Raw genomic sequence first — 23,794 nt, forward strand, 5'->3', positions numbered from 1 at the left:
CGGTATATAAAAGGAGGAACAATATGGTAATAACAAAAAACTACATCGCGAAGGGAGAGGGAGCTGACAGGTTCGAGAAGATACCCGTTCAGATCTATGAAACGGCGGACGAGGCGGTGAAAGCCGTTGCCCGGGAAATTGCGGATTTGGTGCGAACCAAAGCTGCCAGCAGTGAAAAGTGTGTTCTGGGATTGGCGACGGGAGTTTCCCCGATCAAATTGTACCAAGAACTCGTGAGGATGCACAGGGAGGAAGGCTTGTCTTTCCGCAACGTGGTGACGTTCAACTTGGACGAGTATCTGCCGATGCCGAAAGAGTCGGAGCAGAGTTACCATTATTTCATGCATCATCATTTATTTGATCATATAGATATTGATCCTAAAAATATTCATATACCCGACGGTACTTTACAGACGGAAGAAGAGATAGAGAAATTCTGCGAGGATTACGAGAAAGCGATTGACGCGGAGGGCGGAATTGATCTTCAAGTACTGGGTATCGGTCGGACGGGACACATCGGTTTCAACGAGCCGGGGTCTTTTATCACGTCTACCACGAGAAAGGTTTACTTGAATGACTTGACGATTAAAGACGCGATTAAGGATTTCGGGAGCCGGAATCTGGTACCCACGAAAGCGATTACCATGGGAGTGGGGACGATCATGAAAGCAAGACGGGTTGTTTTGCTCGCGTGGGGAGAGAAGAAAGCCCCGATCATCAAGGCTACCGTGGAAGGACGGGTGTCGGACACGGTGCCTGCCACTTTCTTGCAGATGCATTCGGACGTGCAGTTCGTGATTGACGAGAGCGCGGCGGGTGAATTGACGAGAGCGGATTACCCGTGGTTGGTGAGCAAGGTGGATTGGGACAAGAAACTGATTCGTAAGGCAGTTTTGCGTTTATGCCAGAAATTGAAGAAGCCTATATTGAAGGTCGAGGATAAAGATTATCAGGAGAACGGTCTGAGTGATCTGATCGAGTTGTTCGGTTCGGCAAATAAAGTGAATATCGAGGTGTTCAACGATATGCAACACACGATTTCCGGTTGGCCGGGAGGGAAACCGAACGCCGATGATTCAACCCGTCCGGAAAGGGCGAATCCTTACCCGAAGCGCGTGTTGATTTTCAGCCCGCACCCGGATGATGACGTGATTTCCATGGGAGGTACCGAGGCGCGTCTGGTGGAACAGGGGCATGAGGTGCACGTGGCGTACCAGACATCGGGGAATATCGCCGTGTTTGACGATTACTTGTACCAGATGATGGATGTTGCCGATATGTTCTCTCGTAACTTGGGAATGGAGAACGAGAGTTTTAAAAGCTTGAAAGACAAGATACATAACCGGAAACCGGAGGAAAACGAATCACCGGAGTTGTTACCGTACAAGGCGGCACTGCGTTCGGCAGAGGCGTTGTCAGCCTGTCGGTTTATGGGAATACCGAAAGAGAGAGTGCATTTCTTGAATATGCCTTTCTACGAAACGGGTTCTGTGAAGAAGAAGCCGTTAGGAGATGGGGATATTGATATTATCGTGAAATTGTTGCGGGAGATCAGGCCTCACCAGATATACGCGGCGGGGGATCTTGCCGACCCGCACGGGACACATGCCGTTTGTTTGGAGGCTATCATGCGGGCGTTTGATGTCGTGAGTGGGGATGAATGGTTCCGGGATTGTTACACGTGGTTGTACCGCGGGGCATGGTTGGAATGGGAAATGGAGAAAGTCGATATGGCTGTACCGGTGAGCCCGTCGGAATTGACAATCAAACGGGAAGCCATTTACAGGCACGGTTCCCAGAATAACGGTCCGGCATACCCGGGAGATGATCCGCGGGAGTTCTGGCAGCGGGCGGAAGATCGCAATCGTAACACGGCCGATTTGTATAACAAGATCGGGATGGCGGAATACGAGGCGATGGAGGTCTTCGTCCGTTACAAGCATGAAAAATAATATGTTGTGTTTTATATTTTTTTTGCGGGAGCGGGATTCTACGGGATCCCGTTTCTTTTTTTTCGCCGGTGGAAGCTTATTAAATGGTTGCATATGGAGAGGGGGGTGAAAGAAAATGGTTTTGTTTTTGCAAAATGTCGATGAAATTGTATTAATTTGTCTTTAGGATTTATATTTGATATTTATGTTGGGGCGTCGAAATTTGGAGCGAGAGTTCGAGAATATGTTTAAGGAGAACTATTCTCGTTTGTGTCAGTATGCTTATACTTACTTGAATGATAAGGATGCGAGTGAGGATGTGGTGAGTGAAGCTTTCGAGTATGCATGGAAGAAGTATAAGGAACTCAAAAAAGATGAATTGTTTGCAGTTCTTGTTTTGCGGGTGAAACATGGAAGCATGAATTATTTGCGTCATCGCAAGGCGGTCGATAAATATGCAGCAATGCTTATGAAAGCGGATAGAGAGGGGGAGGATTTGACAGGAGAGGATGAGGATAGAATAAAGCGTGTGGAAAAGGTGATCTCTACTTTACCTGTTCAAACCCGGAGAGTGTTGGAAGAATGTTGTTTTAATAGGAAGACGTATTTGGAAACGGCGGATTTGTTGGGAATTAGCAGAAATACGGTGAAGAAGCACATGATGAGGGTTTTGGAGTTGTTGAGAGAAGAGTTTTTTGGGAAAAAATGAATGAAGGGGGTACCCTAAACAAGATGATAGGTGTATTTATTAAAGATTAGAAGATGGATAATATAAAGCAAGATATGGATAAAACAGATAGGTTGTTGGATGCTTTGGATGATCCCCAAATCAAGGATGAGGAGCTGGAAAGAATGTTATCGGATCCGGACTGTGCACGTGATATGCGTTTGTTGGAAGATTGCAGAAGTTATTTCGTCCGTGAGTTGCTGGAAACGGATTCGGATAAGGCGTGGGGTAAGTTTGCACGAAAACAGCGGGTGAAGAGGTATAGACGTTTGTTGGTCGGTTTCGTGAGCGGGGCGGCAAGTATTTTGTTGTTGTTGTGGATCTTTAGGTTTGCTTTTCAGCCTTCTGTTCAACGGGAGTTTGTTACATTTTTGCCGGACACTTCTTTCTCGAGCGCGGTGTTGTGCACGGGTGACGGACGAAAGGTGGTTCTTTCGAATTCGAAAACGGATAGTTTGCCGGGTAATATCATGGTGGCTTCCGATAGCGGCAAGATGTTGGTTTATGAACCTGTAGAACCGGACCGTGAGATGGAAATGCACACGCTTTCGACATCCAGCGGGTGTTTTTATCAATTGTGTTTGTCGGATGGAACCCGGGTGTGGTTGAACGCGGAGAGTAGGTTAAGGTACCCTAGTGTTTTTCCGGAAGGAGAGAGAGTTGTCGAGTTGCAGGGAGAAGGTTTTTTTAAGGTGGCACATGATGCGGCACGTCCTTTTAAAGTGAAGGTCGGGGAGCTGGTGACGGAGGTGTTGGGAACGGAGTTTAACGTGCGTGCTTATTCCAGAGAGGATACTCACGTGACGTTGTTGCAGGGGAGCGTCCGGGTGACGGATAAGGTTTCTGCCGCGGAAGCGGTTATTCGTCCGGGAGAGGATGCGTTTTTAAGGGAAGATGGTTCTTTCGAGATTAAAAATGTTGACACGGATAGTTTTTATTTATGGATTGAAGGGTATTTTTATTTTGATAACGAATCTTTGGCGGAGATTATGCGGGAGTTGTGCAGGTGGTATGGTGTGCGTGTCGTGTTCCGGGATGAAACATTTATGCATTTGCGTTTGCATTTCTTGGCGGAAAGGGATTTGCCTGTGGATAATGCCTTAAAATTATTGAATATGATGGGAGATATGAAAATTACTCGTGAGGGAAATACGATATTTGTAGATTAACAGGTTAGTATATTGTGTTTGTGTTGTTTAACAGCCGTGTTTGCGGCTGTTATTTTTTTGTCTAATTTTTTTTAAAAGGGGGGTACCCTATTTTTGATTACGCGTGTTCTTGTATATGAATTATAAAATTAACAAGACAAATTTATGGGACATCAAAGTATTTTTTGCACGCGAGGGCAAATTAGGCTGTTCGGGGTTTCTCGGATTGTATTGTTCGCGTGTTTCTTGCTTTTAACGTCTTTTGTTCAGGCTCAAGAACGGAAGAATATTACGGTAGATTTTAAAGAGGAGGCTTTAGGGGAGGTGTTGAAAAAGTTGGAAAAACTTTCCCCGTATAAGATTTTGTTCACGTATGATCACGTGCAGGGGTATAAGGTGACGGCATCATTGAAGAATGTCACGATACTCGATGCGTTGAAAAAGGTGTTGGAAGGGAAGCCGTTCACTTACTCGGAAATTACCGATGGCAAGTATATTACGGTGAAATACCAATCCGATAAGAAGAACTTGGACGGGAAGGTCGTTACAGTCAAAGGAGTGGTGCTTGATAAAAATAAGGAGCCTCTTCCGGGAGTGACAGTGATAATCAAGGGTACTTCCACGGGGGTGGCAACTAATGCGGATGGTATGTACGAGATTGTTGTCCCTACTTCGTCGGAAACGGTGTTGCAATTCTCTTGTATCGGGATGAAGAGTGAAGAGGTTAAGGTCGGGAAAGAGAAGACGATTAACGTCACGATGAGCGAGGAGGTGAACGAGGTGGATGAAGTGGTGGTAAACGGTATATACACGGCATCAAAGAATAGTTACACGGGAGCGGTATCCACGGTTCGTTCCGAAGATATTCTTGCAGTTTCTCAGACGAATTTGTTCAAGGCGTTGACCGTGCTTGTGCCGGGAATGAGAATCGTGGATAATAACGAGCAGGGTTCGAATCCTAATTATATCCCGGAGATTATTATCCGGGGTACGACTTCGATAAAGACTTCCGATGACCAGTATGGTTTGAACTCTCCATTGATTATCGTGGATGGAGTGGAAACGACTTTGGAAGGACTATATGATATGGATGTGTTTGATATTGAGCGTGTCGATGTGTTGAAGGATGCTTCGGCAACGGCTATCTACGGTGATAAAGCGGCTAACGGGGTTATCGTGGTGACTCGTAAACGAGTTGCGGATAGTAAATTGCGGATGCGTTACAATTTTGTGCCTGATATCCAATTCCCTGATGTGAGTTCCTATAGTTTGTGTAATCCAAGACAGAAATTGGAATTGGAAAGACGTTGGGGAATATATGAGGGAATGAATGGAGAGAAGGAAATGGAGTATAACAGGAAATTGAAGTTGGTTAACTCGGGTGTTTATACCGATTGGGCTGCAATACCCGTGCGAATTGCTTGGTCGCATAGTCACTCGCTTTCTGTTACCGGTAGAGGAGGCGGTTTGGATTATAGTGTGACTGCCCGTTACGGGGATGCACATGGTGTAATGAAAGGGGATTTTCGGCGGAATTATGGTATCGGTTTTTATTTCTCGTATATTTTTAGAAATAAATTGACGGTTACGTTCCGTTCGGATATTCGAAAGACGGATTCGAAAAATTCTCCTTACGGATCGTATTCTCAATGGGTGGTGCTGAATCCATATGATTGTCCGTACGATGAGTATGGAGAATTAATACCTAAACTTTCTTTTGGTGCAGTTAATCCTATGTATAATGCGTCAACGGGAAGTTTCTCGAAGAGCAAGTCGAAGAATATAAGTAACAATTTGACGTTTCGTTGGGATGTGATGAAGGGTATGATTGTAAATTTAAGTGCGAATTTATCTTTAAGTGATAATCGAAGTGATGATTATATATCCAGTTTGCATACATCATCTATGGAGGGGAATGAATCTGCCAATACCAAAGGTCGATACGTTTTGTCGGGGGCAGAGGGGACAAGTTGGAGTATGACCGGGTCGGTAAGTTATTCGTTGCCTTTTGATGACAAGGGAAGTATTTTGACAACGAATGTCGGTTCAACAATAACTCAAAGTAATTCATCATCATTCGGTATGGAGGGAAGAGGTTTTCTTAAACCTGTAATGAATGATATTAATTTTGCCCGAACTTATCCTTCGGGAGGAAAGCCTAGAGGTAGTAACGATTATTCGGCAAGCGTGGGGGTATTTGCGAATTTGAATTTTATCTTTAGAAATCGATATTTCCTTGATGGAAGTTATAGAAGTTCCGGTAGTTCGGTTTTGGGAGGAAATAATCAATGGGCTCCTTATTGGTCTTTCGGAATAGGTTGGAACGCTCATAAGGAGAGTTTTATCAAAGCACTTTCTTGGATAAGTACTTTCCGATTCCGCGGTAGTATAGGTTTTGTCGGTAGTGGTAATTTTGGTGGTAATATGGCGCAGACAATCTATACTTACGGGGACGCATATCTGTTAGGATTAGGAGCAATTCCATCGCAATTAGGGAATCCCGACTTGAAGGCACAACGCACCTTGAATATGAATGGTGGTGTCGTGTTGGATATTCTTGAAGGGCGGTTTCAGGTGAATCTTGATTTTTACAGGCAACGCACGAAAGATGCCTTGTTGCCGATCGGGCTTCCTCTTTCTACCGGGGCTGCCACGGTTCAAGCCAATTTCGGTGAAAGTTTGAACTGGGGAATGGAGATATCTGTTTCTTCTTTGCTGGTGAGGACAACGGATTGGTTGTTGCGTTTGACCGTGAATACGCATCACACGGAAAATAAATTGATGAAAATTAGTAATGCACTCGCCAGACAGAACGAGGCGAATATGCGGGACAAGGGGGTTGCACCCAAGTTGCAACTTCGCGAAGGGGAGTCAATGGATGCTATTTATGCCGTGGATTCGTGGGGGATTAATCCGGCTAACGGGTTGGAAGTGTTTCTTAAAAAAGATACGAAAGAACCCACGTATACTTATAATGTGGAAGATATGGTCGCATTAGGGGATACAAAACCTTGGTTCGAGGGAAGTTCGTCCCTCTCGGCAGCTTGGCGGGATATAAGCGTGGGTATGGCATTCAGTTACACGTTCGGGGGGTATATTTATAATGCGACACGGGCTGCAAAGGTGGAAAATATAGATATAACCAAAAACGTGGATGTGCGGGCGTACACGGATCGTTGGGTAAAACCGGGTGATGTGGTGGCGTATCCTAAAGGAGAGTATAAGCAACAACGGTTTGTTAAATCGGCCCGGTTTGTGGAGAAGAAGAACGAGGTTTATTTGTCATCTGTGTCAATCTCGTATAATTTGCCTCAAACGTGGGTGAGAGGAATCGGCTTGAAGCGATTGACAGTGGGTGTTACATTCTCGGATGTGTTGCGGTTATCTACCGTGAAGTATGAAAGAGGTACTTCTTATCCGTTTATGCGCGGTTTCAATTTTATGATTAGTCCTACATTCTAATATAAATGAATTATGAATAGAGTTATTGTATTGGTATTTTTACTGGGAGTGTTTTTTTCTTCCTGTGAGGATTTTTTAACGGCACGCGATAAGTCTTCTATTTTGGAAGATGATTTGTTCACGGATCAAGAGGGGATAGAGGAGGCTATGTACGGGCTTTACGTGACGTTAGCAAAGGGGGATATGTATGGAGAAACTTTCCAACAGACGATTGATTTGTTGGGACAGTATTTCGCTATAGGGAAAGAAGCGGGTAGTGATGCTTCGGCGGGTGGTATATATGACAAGATTATAATGCATGATCACACGGACCAACGGGCGATAGACAGGTATAAAAAAATGTGGCAGACTTCTTACAAGTTTGTAAGTGACGTGAATAAAATATTGGAGAGGTTGGAAATTTGGGATGGAAAGAGGTTGAAACATGAAAAGATGTACAAAGGGGAAGCTTTAGGGGTTCGTGCGTATGTCTTGTTTGATTTGTTGAGGATGTACGGTTCGGCTTTGGAAGAAAACAGGGGGATTCCCTATGTTACACAATACGGGATGTACGTGACACCTTTTTCCACGACGGGAGAATGTTACGAGAAGATTATTGCAGACTTGAAGGCAGCGGAACAGTTATTAACAGAAGACGAGTCGCTCTTGGTCTATCCTCGTTTGCCGGAGAATATGTATGATTTGTTTACCAGTGAACGCGTATCTCATTTTAATCTTTACGCGGTGAAGGCAACTTTAGCTCGTGTCTATTGGACAAGGGGAAGGGCGGGTGATTTGGATAGTGCGGGAATGTATGCCCGTGAGGTAATCGAATCCGGCAGGTTTCCGTTACCGAGTGACGGAACAACGATTAGTTCCACGCATTTTATCCGCTGTATGGGAGGGACGGTAAACGCTGATGAAGCTATTTTCGGACTTTATGTTTCCAATATGTATGATAATTGGTCTGGGGAGCTTCTTTTGCAGAGCGGGGGGTGGTTGCCTGCGGAGCCGGAAATGTATAAAAGACGGGATGATAAGTTTGATTATCGTAATGAATGGATAGGGGTGCCTAATATATATAATATGTCGCTAGCGGATAGAATCCGTATCTATGGAGATCGTTATCTGAAAGTGTTGGATCGTGTGCTGATAAATCCGGGCGATAAAGATTTGGCGGGAATCGGTTTCAACGGAGCGAATATGATTCGTATTCCGGAAATGTATTTGATACTGGTTGAATCTTTGGTTGAATCTTCTCCAGAAGAAGCAAAAATTTTCTTTAATAAATATTATGCTTCGCGAGGAATGGGAAACTTCGAGGGTGATTTGACAATTGAAATTATTGACGAGGAATTCAGAAAAGAGTTTGTACTGGAAGGACAATATTGGTTTCGTTTGAAAAAAAGACAGCCGGATAAGTTAAAATTGGTTCCTCAGATTGGAGGTGAACTTATCATGGATGAGGATAAATGGAATTTGAATATACCGGACGAGGAGTTTGAATACCGCGATGAATCGACATATTGATTAATTAAAGAGAGAAGAGTTATGAAGAAGAAATTTTACGTGATATGGAGTATTATTTTATTGATGTTTTTCGCTTCGTGTGAAAAAGATCCGTGGGTATGGGATACAAGTAGAAAGACGGGTATTGCTTTAGATCGGAATGTCGTGGAAATACAGTTTTCAGAGTATACTGATACGACTTGGGCAGCGGGAGGTGCCTCGTATTCGATACTTGGAGTCCCGGTTGATTATGATAGGGAGATTCTTGTAGAAGTTATTGATAGTTTGACGAATATGCCATCAACGGATTATAAGATTGAGGCAGTTTTAACGGCAGGAGCCGTGCGGGGAGCGATTCGAGTGTGGGCTCGTCGTCCGGCTTACAAGGAGTATGAGGACATGAAATTGTGGGTAGGATTGAGGATTTTGGAAAATGATGAATTTATACCGATGATGCAGAGTCCGGAAGTGACTTTTGGCGTGAAGGTCGTGCATCCCCAGCAACCTAAATGGTGGGTGGAAGATTTGTTAGGGAAATTTTCGGAAGTTGCCTACAGAAAGTTATTTGAGATTTATAATGAATTATGGTATAAATGGCCAAGACCGGAGGAATATCGCGCAATGCTTGATCTGTTTGGGTATCGGTTGCAGATGCTTACGAATGAGGGAAAGTGGAGTGGGATATATTTGGCTTATCAACCCTTATTTAAGCAAGGAGTGTTGGTGCCGCTGTTTGATTATTTTACGGAACATCCTAATCCGGAGGTGGAAATTCCGGAGTGGTACAATAATAAATAAAAGTAGATGAGTATGAAAAAGGTAATATTAGTGGTGCTTGCGGTTTTTCTTGTCGGCTTGGTAAGTTGCGTCAAAGATAAGACGACCGGACCGCATATAGAGGTTTCCGATATATATATATCCGATCAGGATACCGTGTTATATCCTAAGTTGGGGGAAGAGTTCGTGTTTGATCCTTCTGATCGGATATCACAAACAGATCCGTCCTGTCCGCTGACTTATCAATGGCGTTATGGAAAGATTTATGTTAGTGCTAAAGGGGAGTATATGGTTCATCCACAAGATTCATTGAAAATGTTATCGAATGATAAAGTGCTAAGATTCACTTTCGACAGGCAAGAGCCTTATTTTGCTCGTTTAAGGGTTTCGAATGAATTTGGCAGTGCGTATCGTTATTTTATTGTAAAGCCGAGCAGTAATTTTGACGAGGGGTTGGTTATGTTGAGTCGCAATGATGAGGGTGATGCCATGTTTTCCGTGCAGAATACCGTGACGGATGAAATAGAACTCGTGCAAAAAGAGGCTTCCGATTTTTGGTATCGGACTTCAGAGGATGTACCTGTTCTAAAAGATGATATCGTGGATTTTGCGTTTGTTTGCGGGGGGGGCGATATTTGGTTTCCTCGGGTAGGTTATCCTTATATTCTTTCCCGGAAAAATAAACAGGCATATTATTTGGATCACAATACATTGAGAGTGATTACCGGTTTCGAGTTTTCAGGAACGCCATTAAAGTTAGGAATGTGTGGGGTGGGCAAGTTTGATTTGTTTGCATTCTGTGATGATGGGGATATGCGGGTACAAACTTGGAATTGGCAAATGGAAGTAGAGAGGAAAGTTTTCAAAGATGTTCATCATTGGGATCGCTTTCAGCGGGTTAAAATACGTTCGGGCATAGAGAGAAACAGCACTTTTCTAGATATTCTTTTTTTGCATGATGACGAGAATTCAAAGTTATATGGCATATGGGCTGATGGACTTTCCAATAGTGGGATAGGGCCGGAAGCTTATCCGGGAGAAAAAGTGATTTACGCGATACCGTTTGAAACGGCAAATATCGGTGTACATGATTTTTATATTGTGACGCAAAATATCGAGAATCCGTCGAAGATAACGATAAGGCAAGTTTCCGATGTCGGATACACGGGGAGTATGTATCTTCTGTTTGGTTTATACAATGTGGTATCTTCGTATACGTATGATTTACCGGAGGGCGAAGAGTTGACTTTAACACCGGAAGCGCAGGTTTTGAACGTGTATCAACATCGTTCGATTTTGTATAATACAGACCGTAAGATTTACATGTGGAAACCCGGTGCTTCGACGGAACCTAAGTTGCCGACAGAAGAATCCGAGCTTTGTTTTGACGTGACCAGTGTGAATCCCAATGCCGTGATTACTTGTATGACACAGGATATTACGAATAAATATGTCTTTGTCGGGGTGTATGACCCCACGGCAGAGGGAGAGCGTAAAGGTAGCGTGTACGTGTTGGATTCGTTTGATTTGTCTTTGCTCAAAAAGTGGGAACACGTGGCATACAAGCCAATGAATATGTATTATAAACTTCATTTGTTGCGTACGGATTACTGATTTATACAGGTATGAATAGATATGTTATTAATTTAGTGGGATTGCTGTTCGCGGTGTTGTTGGGCTGTACTTTTCAGGTATATGCACAGAAAAAGAAAGGGACGTGTGAGTATGCCATTCTGGTGAGCAAGGCTGTGCGAGAGGATTTAGCGTGGAAAAAATTGACCGAGACATTGAAGATGAATCACGGGGGAGTGGAGTTTGATTATAATCAATATCCCGGGGAGGTTTTCGATAAGTTGAAACAGGCACAGCCCCGTTACGTGACTGTCGTGGAGAAAGCGGAGAAGATAACCCCGTTGTTCGTGAGAATGATGCATGCCATGAGTCGTAATATGAGTGATACCCCGTACGAGGATTTTGTCTGGGGAATAATAACCGGAGAGCAAGCTGTTGATGCGATGCGGATGGTGACAGATGCACAGACTCCGAAAAAGGTGGATATGGGATGGTTGGAAGCGTGTGAGTTGGAGAAGTTATCAGGTTATAATGGGGTGAATTGGAGTACCGGGGCTTGGAAAGATAGCTGGAAGGAACGAATGAAGACTCCGGCTAAGCACACGGTAGCCGAGGCTGTGTTTTTGCAGCAGCAGTGTATTTTGGAACGTTTGGCGGCGTGGGACCCTAAGTCGCTTGGTTTGGTTTTGCCGGAGAATGAAGAGGGATGCGTGGTTGACGATGAGGCGATAAGAATCTTGGTAAAAAAAGAATTGGGAAAAGAGTGTACGGGAGAACAGATCGAGTTGCTGAAAAACCGGGATGTGTTGGTGTATTACGGGGATCCGAAGTGGAATATCAGGTTGAAAGAGGTATTATCTCCTTTTAAGATGACGTGTAAGAAGCAACGTTTGCTTTGTACGGTGACTTTCGAATCGAACGGGAAGGCGTGTGATATTGACGAGTATATCTTCTTTTTCCCGAAGCGTCTGGAGGAACCGAGTTTGTTGGCGGAATTGCGTGAAGGAGAAGAGCTTTTGTTTGATGATACGTTTATGATTATTCGTAATGTGCATCTTGAAGCGGGAGAGAAGTATTCAATCAAGTTTTCGGTAGAAGGTGCGGATTCCATGGGAATAAAAGTGATGAAAATATTACAATCAAAAAGTGTAGAATTTTAGAAATATGTTTTTAATAGGCATAATTATATTTATTAACAATCAAAAGACAAATATTATGAAAAATTGGTTTTTGTATTTATGTTTGGCTATGTTTTCTGTTTTTTTTGCGTGTAGTGATGACAAGGAAGAAGGGGAAGATGAAAAGTTTATGTTGACGGTAGACAAGGAAAAGTTGGAATTTGAAGCGGGAACAACTGAAGGCATGATGGAGCGTATCCGTGTCACGACAAACGCAGAGGATTGGACCGTTGATGTGGAGATGGAAGGGGATAAAAAATGGTTCTCTGTGACCAAGTTGGATCAGCAATGGTTGGAAGTTGTGGCCGAAGTGAATAATTCTGTAGAAAAGAGAGAAGGTAAATTATTGATTAAGTCGGTAGGGAATCCGGATAAAGTGATTCCTGTGCTTCAATCGGCGGTGGCAGAAGCTACTTTGGAGTTGTCGAAAAATGTAATCATATTTGATAAAGCAGGAGGTAGCGAAGCTATCACGGTTACAAGTAATCAAGCTGCCATCCGCTTGGAAAATGTGGAGAAGGAGGATTGGTTTAGCGTGACTCTTGCTGAAGATAATAAGTCGTTTACGGTGGAGGTGAAGGAAAATGCAGAGGGAGAACCGAATGAAACAAAGTTTAATGTGGTGGCAGGGATTGATGAAGAGAATCAAAAAGTAATTGAAGTTACCGTGAAGCAAGTTGATGCTGTGGTGTTAAATGCCAGCGGCTATCGCATTGTTTTAGATGCTCCTGCTGGGGCAACAACCGCGGAATCAAGCGAGGATTGGTGTACGGCAGAGTTGAAAGACGGTAAGTTGGTGGTAAGTGCATCCGGTAATGTCGGGGGAGATGCAAGGAGCGCGACTGTAACTATGGGTGAAACGATTGTTTTTGTGGAGCAAGAAGGTGGAGTGTTTAATCCCGGAGATGTTTTCAAACATAATGGAGTGGCTGTTGGCATTGTCGTTAGTCATGATGAAGAAGGACTTTTGGTGATTGCCTTGGAAGAAAAAGAAAATGTAATGTTTTGTGCTAATGGCGCAGTGATAACAGGGGGAGGGTATGAGCCTATTTATAGTAAAGTCAAAGAGATGTATCCGAATGATTGGAAAGATGCATTTCCTGCATTTGCTTATTGTGCGGAAATGGAAGAGAAAACCGGAATGGAAGGATGGGTTTTGCCAAGTTTTTGGCGTTTAAAGGGGGATTTCGTTACACTGGAAGGTAATCTAAAATCTGAATGGCCTAAATTGAAAGCTAATTGTGAGAAAGTAAATAATGCATTGAAAGCGTTGAACGTGCCGGAATATACCACGGGATGGTATTGGTGTGATGCTCATATGGATATGTATGGATGGGGATGGGCTTGGAATTTGGAAAATAATCCAACTATGGGTGGAAGATGTATTAGTAAAGGCTCTACTAATATGTGCATTGCTCGTTGCTTCTGGTGGAAACGTGATTTAGCGAAGTAAAAGCTTTTGATTCTTGTTTGACAAAAGAGTTGCAATGAATCTATTAGATGTTTTATTGCAACTCTTTTTGTGTTCTAAAGAAATTAATTTGTAATATGAAAATTATTATTGTCAATTTATTTTTGTTGATATCGAGTTTATCTCTTTTTGGACAAGGAGTAAATTTTGAAGCTCTTACGTTTAATGAAGCTTTGGCGAAAGCAAAGCAAGAAAATAAACTCGTGTTTGTAGATTGTTATACGGCATGGTGTGTTCCGTGTCGTGTTATGGCAGAAAATGTATTTCCGCAAAAGGAAGCCGGTGATTTTTTTAACCCTAAATTTGTCTGTGTGAAATTTGACATGGAGAAAGGGGAGGGGCTGGAATTGAGTAAGAAGTTGAAAATTAAAGCTTACCCGACGTTTTTTATAATTCGTCCGGATGGAGCCATACAACATATGATTGTAGGGGGAGGTGAGTTGGAACCTTTTATTAATAAAGTAGAGCGAGGGTTAGACAAGAAAACTTCTTTTACTTATTTGAACAAGCTGTACGAGAAAGGAGAAATGACGAAAGAGCAGTTGATGACTTACATGGTCGTGCTGCAAGATGCGGGTGAAAGGGCGAAGAGCAAGGAGATTGGAAAGAAGTTGGACTCCGTGTTGACGGAAAAGGATAAAATGAAAAAAGAATATTGGCCTATTCTTGAAAAAAGTGTTTATGGTTCAGATGATTTTAGCTTAGTATTGAATAATATCGCTATTTTCAAAAAAAACGTGGGAGGAGAAAACGTGGAGTCGTATTTGTATCAAAATTATAGCTCGACTTTAAATCAACTTGTTTCTGAACGCCCGAAAGATTTTTCCACTCGTTTTACTCAAATTCGCGAGGAATTGGAGAAATCGTATTTTGAAAAACGGGAAAAATTGGAAGTTTCCCTTGACTTTTGTGAAGCTATTGCAAATGAGGATATTGAAAAGATTATAAATTTGATTTCACGAGGGAACGTGGAATTATGGAGTCATACGGGGAAACGAGCTAGCGAATTGCTCGTGCATAGGGCGTCAATAGATCAGTTGAAGAATGTGGCAGCTTTAGAGTGTCAATATATCACCGGTAACGAGTCGGAAGCAAAAAGGAAATTTTTGAAAGAGATGTTTGTCGATTTTAATATAGCTGCCCGCACGATGACTTTTGAGGAGGCATTTGAAGTGGCTAAACAAAGACGGGGACGTGTTTTTATAGATTGTTATGATTCAGATAGCCCGGTTTGTCGATATATGTCAGATACGGTATTTCGGGATGAAGAGCTCAAACGTGTTATGAACGAAAATTTTATATACGTGAAATGCGATATAAAAAAACAAGAAGGTCGGGAGGTTTGCAAAAAATTTGATGTACATGTTTACCCGACTTTTGTTGTGGTGAATTGGAAAGGAGGTGTTCGTCATAAATTCACTGGAATAGGGGATGCGGAATATTTTCGCACAAAACTTGAAGATGTGTTTAATGGGTATACGGCGTTGGAGTGTCTAGAAGAATTTTATAATATGGGAAGACGGGATAAGAAATTGTTGACTTCGTACGCGGAAGCATTGGCCTCTGTCAAGGATTCCCGTGCTCCGGGGGTTGTGAAGGAATTATTTCGAGTACTAAGTGACGAGGAGAGAGTTTCATCTCGTTATTGGTATATTTTTGCTGAAAAAGAATACAGTCCCAACGGTTCGGATGCGGAGAAATTTTTATTGAAGAATCGAACAAAATTTGTAGAGGTACAAGGGCTGGAAACCGTTGAGCAACGATTGAGGGATTGTCAATAACGTGTGGGGGATATTATTGTAGCGAATATTATTGTAATATTCGCTACAATAATTAATGTTATTATCCCTTTCGCTCGATTTCTTTCAAGTTCTCCATTTTCTTTTTCCGGAGGAAGCCTTGGATGTCTTCGAGGTGCTCGGTGACTTTCTTGTTGCCGAACTCGTAGACTTTTTCTGCCAGTCCGGTGAGGAAATCACGGTCGTGCGACACGACGATGAGGGTGCCGTCGAAGTTTTTCAAGGCGCTTTTCAAAATGTCCTTGGTACGTAAGTCCAAATGGTTGGTCGGTTCGTCGAGAATCAACAGGTTCACGGGGGATAGCAATAGTTTAATCATTGCCAGACGGGTACGTTCGCCCCCGGAAAGGACTTTTACTTTTTTGTCCACGTCGTCACCGCTGAACATGAAGGCTCCAAGCATATCCTTGATTTTGTGTTTTAGTTCCAATGGGGTTACGTCATCGATGGTCTGGAAAACGGTGAGGTTTTCGTCCATGAGCGAGGCTTGGTTCTGGGCGAAATACCCGATCTGGACGTTGTAGCCCAAAGTCAGCTTTCCGGTGTAGGGGATTTCTCCCATGATACATTTCACGAGGGTGGATTTTCCTTCCCCGTTGCGTCCGACGAATGCTACTTTCTCGCCTTTCTCTATCGTGAAGCTGGCGTTTTGGAAAACGACGTGACCGTCATAGTCCTTCGTGAGTTCCTCGGCGATGACGGGATATTTACCCGAATTGGGGGAAGGCGGGAATTTCAGTCGTAAGGCGGAAGTATCTACTTCATCCACTTCCAGTATTTCGAGTTTCTCGAGCATTCTTACCCGGGATTGCACTTGCAGCGTTTTGGAGTAGGTTCCCTTGAAGCGTTCGATAAATTCCTTGGTTTCGGCAATCATTTTTTGTTGCTCGTCATAAGCCTTTTGCTGTTGGATACGGCGTTCTTGGCGCAACACGAGGTATTGCGAGTAATTAACTTTGTAGTCGTAGATACGCCCCATGGTAACCTCTATCGTGCGGGTGGTGATGTTATCCACGAAAGCCCGGTCGTGGGAGATCACGACAACCGCTTTCCCGTTGTTCACGAGGAAGTCTTCCAGCCATTGGATAGAGTCGATATCCAAGTGGTTGGTAGGCTCGTCGAGCAGTAATACATCGGGATTTTTAAGCAGCATTTTTGCCAACTCGATGCGCATACGCCATCCTCCGCTGAAGTCGGAGGTCGGGCGGTTGAAGTCTTCCCGTTGGAATCCCAAGCCTAAAAGAATCTTTTCAACATCCGCCTCGTAATGCGTGGAGTCGATGCTGTAAAATTTCTCGCTTAGGGTGGAAACGTCCTCAATCAGTTTGTAATACTCGGGTGAATCGTAATCCGTTCTTTCGGTCAGTTGTTGGTTCAGACGTTCAATCTCTTTCTCCATCTCGAAAAGATGGGCGAAGGCCTGTGCGGTTTCATCGAAGACGGTACGCTCGTTTTGAGTCATCAGATGTTGGGGCAGATAGGCTATCACCGTGTCTTTCGGGCAGGAAACGTTACCTCGGTTGGGTTGTCTTTCCCCGGCAAGGACTTTCAACAGGGTGGACTTGCCCGCCCCGTTTTTACCCATGAGGGCGATACGGTCTTTGTCGTTAATCACGAATGATATGTCTTTAAAAAGTGCTCTGTCTCCAAATTCTACTGTTAATCCGTCTACTGAAATCATATAAATTGAAAATTGAAAGTTGAAAATGGATTCACCATTTCCAAATGGCGGTGCGAAGATAAAATAATTTGTTTATATTTGTGCATGAACGGCGAAAAGAGAAAACCTGCTTTTGTAAAAGGCATGAAAAATGAAGGAAAAAATATGAGCAAATCTATTAGTATATTAGACAAGGACTATCTGCAATGGGTGAAGGAGTTGAGTATCCGTTATCGTCAGAGTCAGATAAAAGCGGCGGTAAAGGTGAACAGTGTTCTCATCGAATTTTATTGGGGATTGGGAAGCGATATCGTTTCGTTGGAAGTGGATAATAAATACGGGGGTAAATTCTATGCTACCCTTAGTGCGGATTTGCGTAGGGAAATGCCCGGTGTAGAAGGACTTTCCGAATCGAATATACGATATGCCAAGCGTTTTTTTCAGCTTTATGCCGACCGTACCCGAAATCTTCAACAACTTGTTGAAGAATTGTGTAACATACCGTGGGGACACCATATACGCATCATTGACAAGTGCTCGGATAATCCCGACAAAGCCTTGTTTTATGTGCGCCAAATCTTGGAACACGGGTGGAGCCGTGCAATGTTGCTCAATTTCCTTGATACCGATTTATATGAACGGCGAGGGAAGGCTCTAACTAATTTCCAGCACACGATGCCTGTTGTTACAAGTGATTTGGCTCAAGAACTTACAAAAGATCCTTATAGTTTTGATTTTCTTGCCATGCGTAAGGGCTATAATGAACGACAATTGAAGGATGCGCTGTTGATGAATATCACTAATTTTCTGGTAGAACTTGGAACGGGCTTTGCTTACGTGGGGAGGGAATATCGGTTGCAAATAGGTCAAAAGGAAAAATTCATCGATTTGTTGTTTTACAATCTTACTATCCGTTGCTACGTTGTGGTGGAAGTCAAGATAGACGAGTTTGATTCTGCCGATATAGGTCAGCTTGGTACTTATGTGACAGCCGTAAACCATCTTTTACGTAAAGAAGGAATAGATAATCCAACAATAGGGTTACTTATTTGCAAGAATAAGGACAATTTGTTGGCGCAATATGCGCTGGAATCAAGTCGTCAACCGATTGGTATATCAGAATACGAGTTGTCCCAACTTTATCCAACCGAAGTAGAGGGAACCATACCATCAATTAATGAGATAGAGTCGAAGTTAAATGATAGGTCGTAAATTCAACTTAGAAAGAAATGGACTTTTGCACACCTTCATTGTGTAACGTACCGTGGGGATGCCATATTGTATAAACAGCGAAAAGCAAGTAATTTCGCGATTGTAATGATTTGAAAGGATGGATGTCGTAACGTATAAATTTTTGATGGGAACCTCGGCTTTCGTGATCGCGATACTCGGGGTTATGCTGGCGGCTACGGCAATACAGCCGGAAAACGGGTTAGAGAAGTTGCGTAAGGCTCGTAATATCCTTGTACCTTCGTATTTCGTGTTGGCGCTTCTCAGTATGGTGTGCTGTTTCACGGGGTATGACCGTCGTGTCGAACCTGCCAGCACGCTTTTTGTCGCCTCGTTTCAAGCTCTGCTCTTCACCATGTCCATGTTGGTTTTCATACGTCCGAATGTAGTCCGGTGGGGAATCGTGCTCCGGCAGGCAGGAGGAATCACGGTAGCGGGCATAATCTTGTTTGTTGCCCTGTTCTGTTTTGCCGACTATTATTGGGGGCTTTTTTACGCGGCCATTGTTGCTTATATTATCCAACTGGTGATATACACGCGGCTATTCATGTTGGTGTATCGCCGGACGGTGCGCGAGGTGGAGGATTATTATGACAATGACGAGGAGTACCGTCTGTCGTGGATAAAAACGGGGTTTTATAGCGCATTGGTTGTCGGCGTCATGGCAATACCCGTGTTGTTTTTTACCGCCTTGTACAAATACTTCGTCCCGTTGTACGTGCTTTACTATAGTTTCATGGTGATGTGGTTTGTCAATTACTATCGCAGAATGAAATTCGCGATGCCTGTCATCACGATTGTCCCGTTGGCAGCGGCTGAAAGCGTGAAAAAGTCCGATGGCGAGGTTGCCGTGGCGGATGCTGCCGGGAAGGAACGGTTGTTAAAAGAAAAATTACAAAAATACATAGACGAGAAAGAATACTGCCGGAAAGATATTTCTTCCGATCGCGTGGCGGATTCTTTCGGGGTGAGTCTGTCGTTCTTCCGACAATACATGAAAACGTGCCACGGGATGGATTTCCGTTCGTGGCGCAAGGAACTGCGTTTGCGCGAGGCAACCCGGTTGTTTGACGAACACGCGGAATACGGCATAGACGAAGTCTGTGAAAAAGTAGGTTACAACAATTGCAGCAATTTCAACAGGGACTTTAAACAGATGACGGGGATAACACCTAAATGTTACCGGGAACGAGTTCATGGGGAAGCCCGCTAATTATCTTTCGTGCAAACAAACGAAAGATAATTCATTTTTTTTGCCTCGGCGGCTTTTATCCTGTATTTTTGTGGATATATCTCCCCTGTGAATTATCATTCAATCAATATACAAGCATATGAAAAATAATCTATTTTCACTTGCACTGGCAATGCTGTTGCTTGCCTCGTGCGGTAAAGACAAAGGTCATAACCCGGAAGAAGACAACAATGTCGTGCAAATCACCGCCTCTATCGACGGCACTGCCGATGGCGGAACGGTATCCGCGGGGCGGGCGACAGTCGATAATGACGGGAAAGGTACATTCGACCCCGGCGACACGTGGGGACTTTACACTTACACGGCTAAAGGCGATTACATGAACGCCAACACGGAATACAAGTACGGGGAAACTACCTTGCACTGGGATGACCTCAGCGAGACGGAAGCGGTGACTTTCTCCGCCCATTACCCGCGCATCACGGGCACCATGCCAGATATTGACGACCCGGCGGCATACATGTATATGCCCCAAGCGTGGAACCACACGGACGACCTGCTCCATGCCACTGCCACGGCAAGCAAGGGCGGGACGGTGGCACTGACATTCAAGCATCTGATGCACCGGCTCGTCGTCAACCTGGCGGGGGGCGATGGCATGGAGGGGGCGGACTTGTCTTCCGCCCTGATAAACTCTGTGGCAAAGGATGGTCACACGCCTACGATGCGTGCCAACGTGGAGGTGAACCTGCTGACCGGCGCAGTGACCTATGGCAGAGCAACGGGCAGTGTAATCTTCAGCAACGGAGGCGGTGCCAAAGCCGACTGGAAAATAGCGCCGCAAGACCTCACCGCGGGTGCGGAATGGCTCAGGATAACCGTAGGCGAGGATGTGTGGTACTATCATGTACCTGCCGACCTGAACACTGCCGCCCCCGGCAACCAAACCCGCCTCGAAAGCGGCAAGCAACTCACCCTCAACCTCACGCTGAAGAAGAACCCCGACACGGGCAACACCGAAGTGGAACTCACCGGCAGCGAAATCTCCGGCTGGGACACGCAGCCCCCGATTAACGACATCATCGACATCAACGGAAGCGGAGCCCCCACCTCCGGCGACATCGACATGACCAACATGAACGCCGACGAAGTAAAGGCCGCCATTACGGCAGCCCTCGCCGCAGGCCACACCGAAATCAAGCTGACGGGCGAATTTTCCAAGATAGGATTGGGCGCAGTGGACGACGCATTGGGTACATTTTCCTATAATACGAAAATCACGAAATGCGACCTCAGCGAAGTGACGGACTGGGGAACACCGGCAACACTGCCCGGCAACGCCTTTGCGGGTTGCACCGCTTTGCAGGAGGTGGTGTTGCCCGATTACGTGCAGGTAATCGGAGAATATGCTTTTTTCAATTGCACTGCGCTGACTACGGTGAATCTTCCGCAGGTTACCCGGATTGAACAATACGCATTTCAGCTATGTACTTCATTGGCGGAACTCACGCTGGATAAAGTGGCAGCGATAGACAAGTGTGCTTTCTTCGGATGCACGAGCCTCAAAACGCTCAAACTGCCGAAGTGTACCCGGTTCGGTGATTATATCGTAACGGGCTGTAGCAGCCTCACCCGGATAGAAGCCACCGCAGCCGGAAATTTCGTTGACATAGAAAATGGTACCAGTATAGAGCACTCCGCCGTTTTTCAGAACAGAGCCGGCACTCATACCGGAGCGAACACATTCGACTCCGCCAAGTGCGACCTCGTGCTGAACGCCGACAAGCAAGAGGGTGGCTCTGCCGTCCCCACAGTCTACAACAGCAACGAATGGGCTGGGAAGGGAGGCAGCGGCTACCTCATGCAATGGAAGAGCATCAGCTTTGCGCAGCAGCCGTAATCCGCGCCTTTCCCGAAGTTGAACTCCGAGGCGGTCAAAGTTCAACATTGGCACCGCCAAAGTTCAACTTCGGGAAGCGGTTCGCCCCCGCAAGGGCACAAGCGTTCTTTGAAAGATTGTATTGGAGATGGAAAGGAAAAACGAGTGGGATACTTGGTCATCCGGCAGCGAATCGGTACTTTTGCAACCGAAACTATAACCTATAAGAAAGGAGAACCCTGAAAATGGCAAAGATAACCGTACAGAACAAAGAAATCACCATTGTGTCGGCAAACGATTCGGACTATATCTCACTGACAGATATGGCAAACGCCAAAGAAAGTGAAAGCCGGGCAGCAGACATTATAAAGAATTGGCTGCGCAACCGATATACACTTGAATTTCTCGGAACATGGGAAATAGTTCACAATCCTAATTTTAAAGTGGTCGAATTTGACCACTTTAAATCACAAGCCGGATTACCAAGTTTTGTAATGAGTGTGTCCGAATGGACGGAAAAAACAGATGCCATCGGTATTATCGTAAGAAAAGGAAAATATGGTGGAACATACGCCCACAAAGATATAGCATTTGAATTTGGATCGGCCATCAGCGTGTTGTTTAAAATCTATTTGATTGAAGAGTTCCAGCGCCTCAAAGAGCAAGAACAAGCCCAAATAGGCTGGAGTGCCAAGCGTGAACTGTCGAAGATAAACTACCGCATTCACACGGATGCTATCAAGCAAAACCTTATCCCCGGGGAAATCACCCCGCAACAAGCCTTGCGTATTTATGCCAGCGAAGCCGATGTGCTGAATGTAGCCATGTTTGGCATGACCGCCCTCGAATGGCGCGATGCGCATCCCGACCTCAAAGGAAACGTGCGCGACTATGCCGGTATCAACGAGCTAATTTGCCTCTCGAATATGGAGAATCTGAATGCCGTTTTCATCAACGATGGCCTGCCGCAGCACGAAAGGCTTGTCCGCCTTAACCGGATAGCCATTCAGCAAATGCAGCTTCTGGAAGACGTAAACAAGAAATACCTGAAATAACCCCATCCTCCAATATCCTCTTTCATATTGAACGCTTAAAATGTAAGAACTTAAAATTAAGCGTATATGAACAAGAAAACATTTTTATCCTTCGGCCGCAGGCAAAGCGTCTGCATTGCCGTCCTGCTGGCGATAGCCGCAACCGCTGCGCTCACCTCGTGCAGCGACGACGACACTCCCGGCAACACCATCCGCTTCACCACCGCCGTTGCCGACTTCACGGGCAGCGATGCCGCCGATAACTCCGGCACACGCGCCACCATCAACGACGAGGACGGCACGGGCAGCTTCGCCAACGGCGACGAAACGATGATTATTGGATTCGCCTATACAACAGCGATGTCGGTTGTCACAAAAGAACACCCCGCCACCTACAAGGACGGAACATGGACTACCGACATGACGTGGGATGAATTCGGCGAGGTTGGGATTGTCCGTTTCTCCGCCTTTTTCCCGAAACGGTCTCTGGCCGACTTTGATGAAAACGGTCTAATGAACTTTAATCCCACCGATCAAAGCACCCCGGAGAAGTATGCCGCCTGCGACTGGATCAGTGCGTTGGCTACCGGGAAAAAAGCCGACCAACCGACGATACAGCTGACGTTCAGCCACCTCATGCACCGCCTCACGGTAAACCTCAGCCTGTCCGACACTCCCGGCACATTGACACAGGCGGATGTGGATGCCGCTACGGTCGTGATAAAGAACATGGAGACCAAAGGTGTTGTAAGTTTTAGCGGCGGCGTAGAGCCGCAGGCTGGGAATACCGGAGACTTCACCCCCTTGAAATCCGCTTCCGGCAACAGCTTCTGCGTCCTCCTCCTGCCACAGTCTGTTACTCCCGGAACCCCGTGGATAGAAATCACCGTGGGCGACCGAACCGTCACCTACGCCGTCCCTGACGGACTGACCGAGCTGCAAGGCGGAAAGGAACAGGTGGTGAACCTTGCGCTGACCAACAGCGGGGTAAATTGAAACTGTGCCGTCCTGAAATAGAGTAAACCGATTTCAGGACGGCACAATAAAATAACTGAACTTATCGGGAGTTTATTTCAAAAAAGAGAGGGAAACGGTAAAAAATGTAATGTTTTTCTTATATTTGCGGTATAAACAAAGTGCCGCAAGGCAAATATTAATCTTCTAATACATGAACACGATGGCAATTCTTTTACAACAATCGCAAGTGGGGGTATTGAACTTTGAATCTGTCAAAGGGAATGCTTGC

Annotated in this window: 16 protein-coding genes; 15 read left to right on the top strand and 1 reads right to left on the bottom strand. The window is 45.0% G+C overall.

The window, feature by feature from the left end; translation table 11 throughout:
* The first annotated feature begins 23 nt into the window (after nt 1-23).
* The 10 genes from nagB (at nt 24) to ACK8P8_RS04090 (ending at nt 15,535) form a co-directional block, all read left to right on the top strand.
* Nucleotides 24-1,952, top strand: coding sequence for a glucosamine-6-phosphate deaminase (nagB, locus tag ACK8P8_RS04045; RefSeq protein ID WP_227216267.1), 1,929 nt, complete (start codon nt 24-26; stop codon nt 1,950-1,952).
* Nucleotides 1,953-2,136: 184 nt separating this feature from the next.
* Entirely contained in the window at nt 2,137-2,640 is a 504-nt protein-coding gene (locus tag ACK8P8_RS04050) for a sigma-70 family RNA polymerase sigma factor (protein WP_369859339.1), read from the top strand.
* Nucleotides 2,641-2,693: 53 nt separating this feature from the next.
* Complete coding sequence (locus ACK8P8_RS04055; RefSeq protein ID WP_369859338.1) at nt 2,694-3,827, top strand: FecR family protein; 1,134 nt, start codon at nt 2,694-2,696, stop codon at nt 3,825-3,827.
* A gap of 144 nt (nt 3,828-3,971) precedes the next feature.
* The gene (locus ACK8P8_RS04060) at nt 3,972-7,268 is read left to right on the top strand and encodes a SusC/RagA family TonB-linked outer membrane protein (RefSeq protein WP_410025556.1); all 3,297 of its coding nucleotides are present in this window, start codon (nt 3,972-3,974) and stop codon (nt 7,266-7,268) included.
* A gap of 12 nt (nt 7,269-7,280) precedes the next feature.
* The gene (locus ACK8P8_RS04065; RefSeq protein WP_227216263.1) at nt 7,281-8,777 is read left to right on the top strand and encodes a RagB/SusD family nutrient uptake outer membrane protein; all 1,497 of its coding nucleotides are present in this window, start codon (nt 7,281-7,283) and stop codon (nt 8,775-8,777) included.
* Nucleotides 8,778-8,798: 21 nt separating this feature from the next.
* The gene (locus ACK8P8_RS04070; protein WP_227216261.1) at nt 8,799-9,554 is read left to right on the top strand and encodes a DUF4843 domain-containing protein; all 756 of its coding nucleotides are present in this window, start codon (nt 8,799-8,801) and stop codon (nt 9,552-9,554) included.
* 12 nt (nt 9,555-9,566) lie between these two features.
* Nucleotides 9,567-11,147 carry a hypothetical protein gene (locus tag ACK8P8_RS04075; protein WP_410025557.1) on the top strand — a complete coding sequence of 527 codons (1,581 nt, stop codon included), beginning with the start codon at nt 9,567-9,569 and terminating at the stop codon, nt 11,145-11,147.
* A gap of 11 nt (nt 11,148-11,158) precedes the next feature.
* Nucleotides 11,159-12,265, top strand: a complete 1,107-nt coding sequence (locus ACK8P8_RS04080; protein ID WP_227216258.1) for a hypothetical protein — start codon at nt 11,159-11,161, stop codon at nt 12,263-12,265.
* Nucleotides 12,266-12,320: 55 nt separating this feature from the next.
* On the top strand, nt 12,321-13,736 hold the full coding sequence (locus ACK8P8_RS04085; protein WP_410025559.1) for a BACON domain-containing protein: 1,416 nt from the start codon (nt 12,321-12,323) through the stop codon (nt 13,734-13,736).
* Between the two features lie 95 nt (nt 13,737-13,831).
* Complete coding sequence (locus tag ACK8P8_RS04090; protein WP_369859334.1) at nt 13,832-15,535, top strand: thioredoxin family protein; 1,704 nt, start codon at nt 13,832-13,834, stop codon at nt 15,533-15,535.
* Nucleotides 15,536-15,596: 61 nt separating this feature from the next.
* Here the strand turns inward: ACK8P8_RS04090 and ACK8P8_RS04095 are convergent, their stop codons facing one another.
* Nucleotides 15,597-17,234, bottom strand: a complete 1,638-nt coding sequence (locus ACK8P8_RS04095; RefSeq protein ID WP_227216254.1) for an ABC-F family ATP-binding cassette domain-containing protein — start codon at nt 17,232-17,234, stop codon at nt 15,597-15,599.
* Between the two features lie 144 nt (nt 17,235-17,378).
* Between ACK8P8_RS04095 and ACK8P8_RS04100 the strand changes: the two genes are divergently transcribed.
* The 5 genes from ACK8P8_RS04100 to ACK8P8_RS04120 all read left to right on the top strand — a co-directional run bounded on the left by ACK8P8_RS04100 (nt 17,379) and on the right by ACK8P8_RS04120 (nt 23,544).
* Complete coding sequence (locus ACK8P8_RS04100; RefSeq protein ID WP_227216252.1) at nt 17,379-18,425, top strand: PDDEXK nuclease domain-containing protein; 1,047 nt, start codon at nt 17,379-17,381, stop codon at nt 18,423-18,425.
* Between the two features lie 118 nt (nt 18,426-18,543).
* Nucleotides 18,544-19,656 (top strand): helix-turn-helix domain-containing protein, encoded by a 1,113-nt coding sequence (locus ACK8P8_RS04105; protein WP_369859333.1) that lies wholly within the window; start codon nt 18,544-18,546, stop codon nt 19,654-19,656.
* 118 nt (nt 19,657-19,774) lie between these two features.
* Nucleotides 19,775-21,535 carry a leucine-rich repeat protein gene (locus tag ACK8P8_RS04110; RefSeq protein ID WP_369859332.1) on the top strand — a complete coding sequence of 587 codons (1,761 nt, stop codon included), beginning with the start codon at nt 19,775-19,777 and terminating at the stop codon, nt 21,533-21,535.
* A 224-nt stretch (nt 21,536-21,759) separates the two neighbouring features.
* Complete coding sequence (locus ACK8P8_RS04115; RefSeq protein ID WP_227216247.1) at nt 21,760-22,569, top strand: KilA-N domain-containing protein; 810 nt, start codon at nt 21,760-21,762, stop codon at nt 22,567-22,569.
* A 66-nt stretch (nt 22,570-22,635) separates the two neighbouring features.
* The gene (locus ACK8P8_RS04120; protein WP_227216245.1) at nt 22,636-23,544 is read left to right on the top strand and encodes a fimbrillin family protein; all 909 of its coding nucleotides are present in this window, start codon (nt 22,636-22,638) and stop codon (nt 23,542-23,544) included.
* Nucleotides 23,545-23,794: the final 250 nt, after the last annotated feature.

The sequence above is a fragment of the Butyricimonas muris genome (assembly GCF_046365375.1).
Taxonomy (GTDB): domain Bacteria; phylum Bacteroidota; class Bacteroidia; order Bacteroidales; family Marinifilaceae; genus Butyricimonas; species Butyricimonas muris.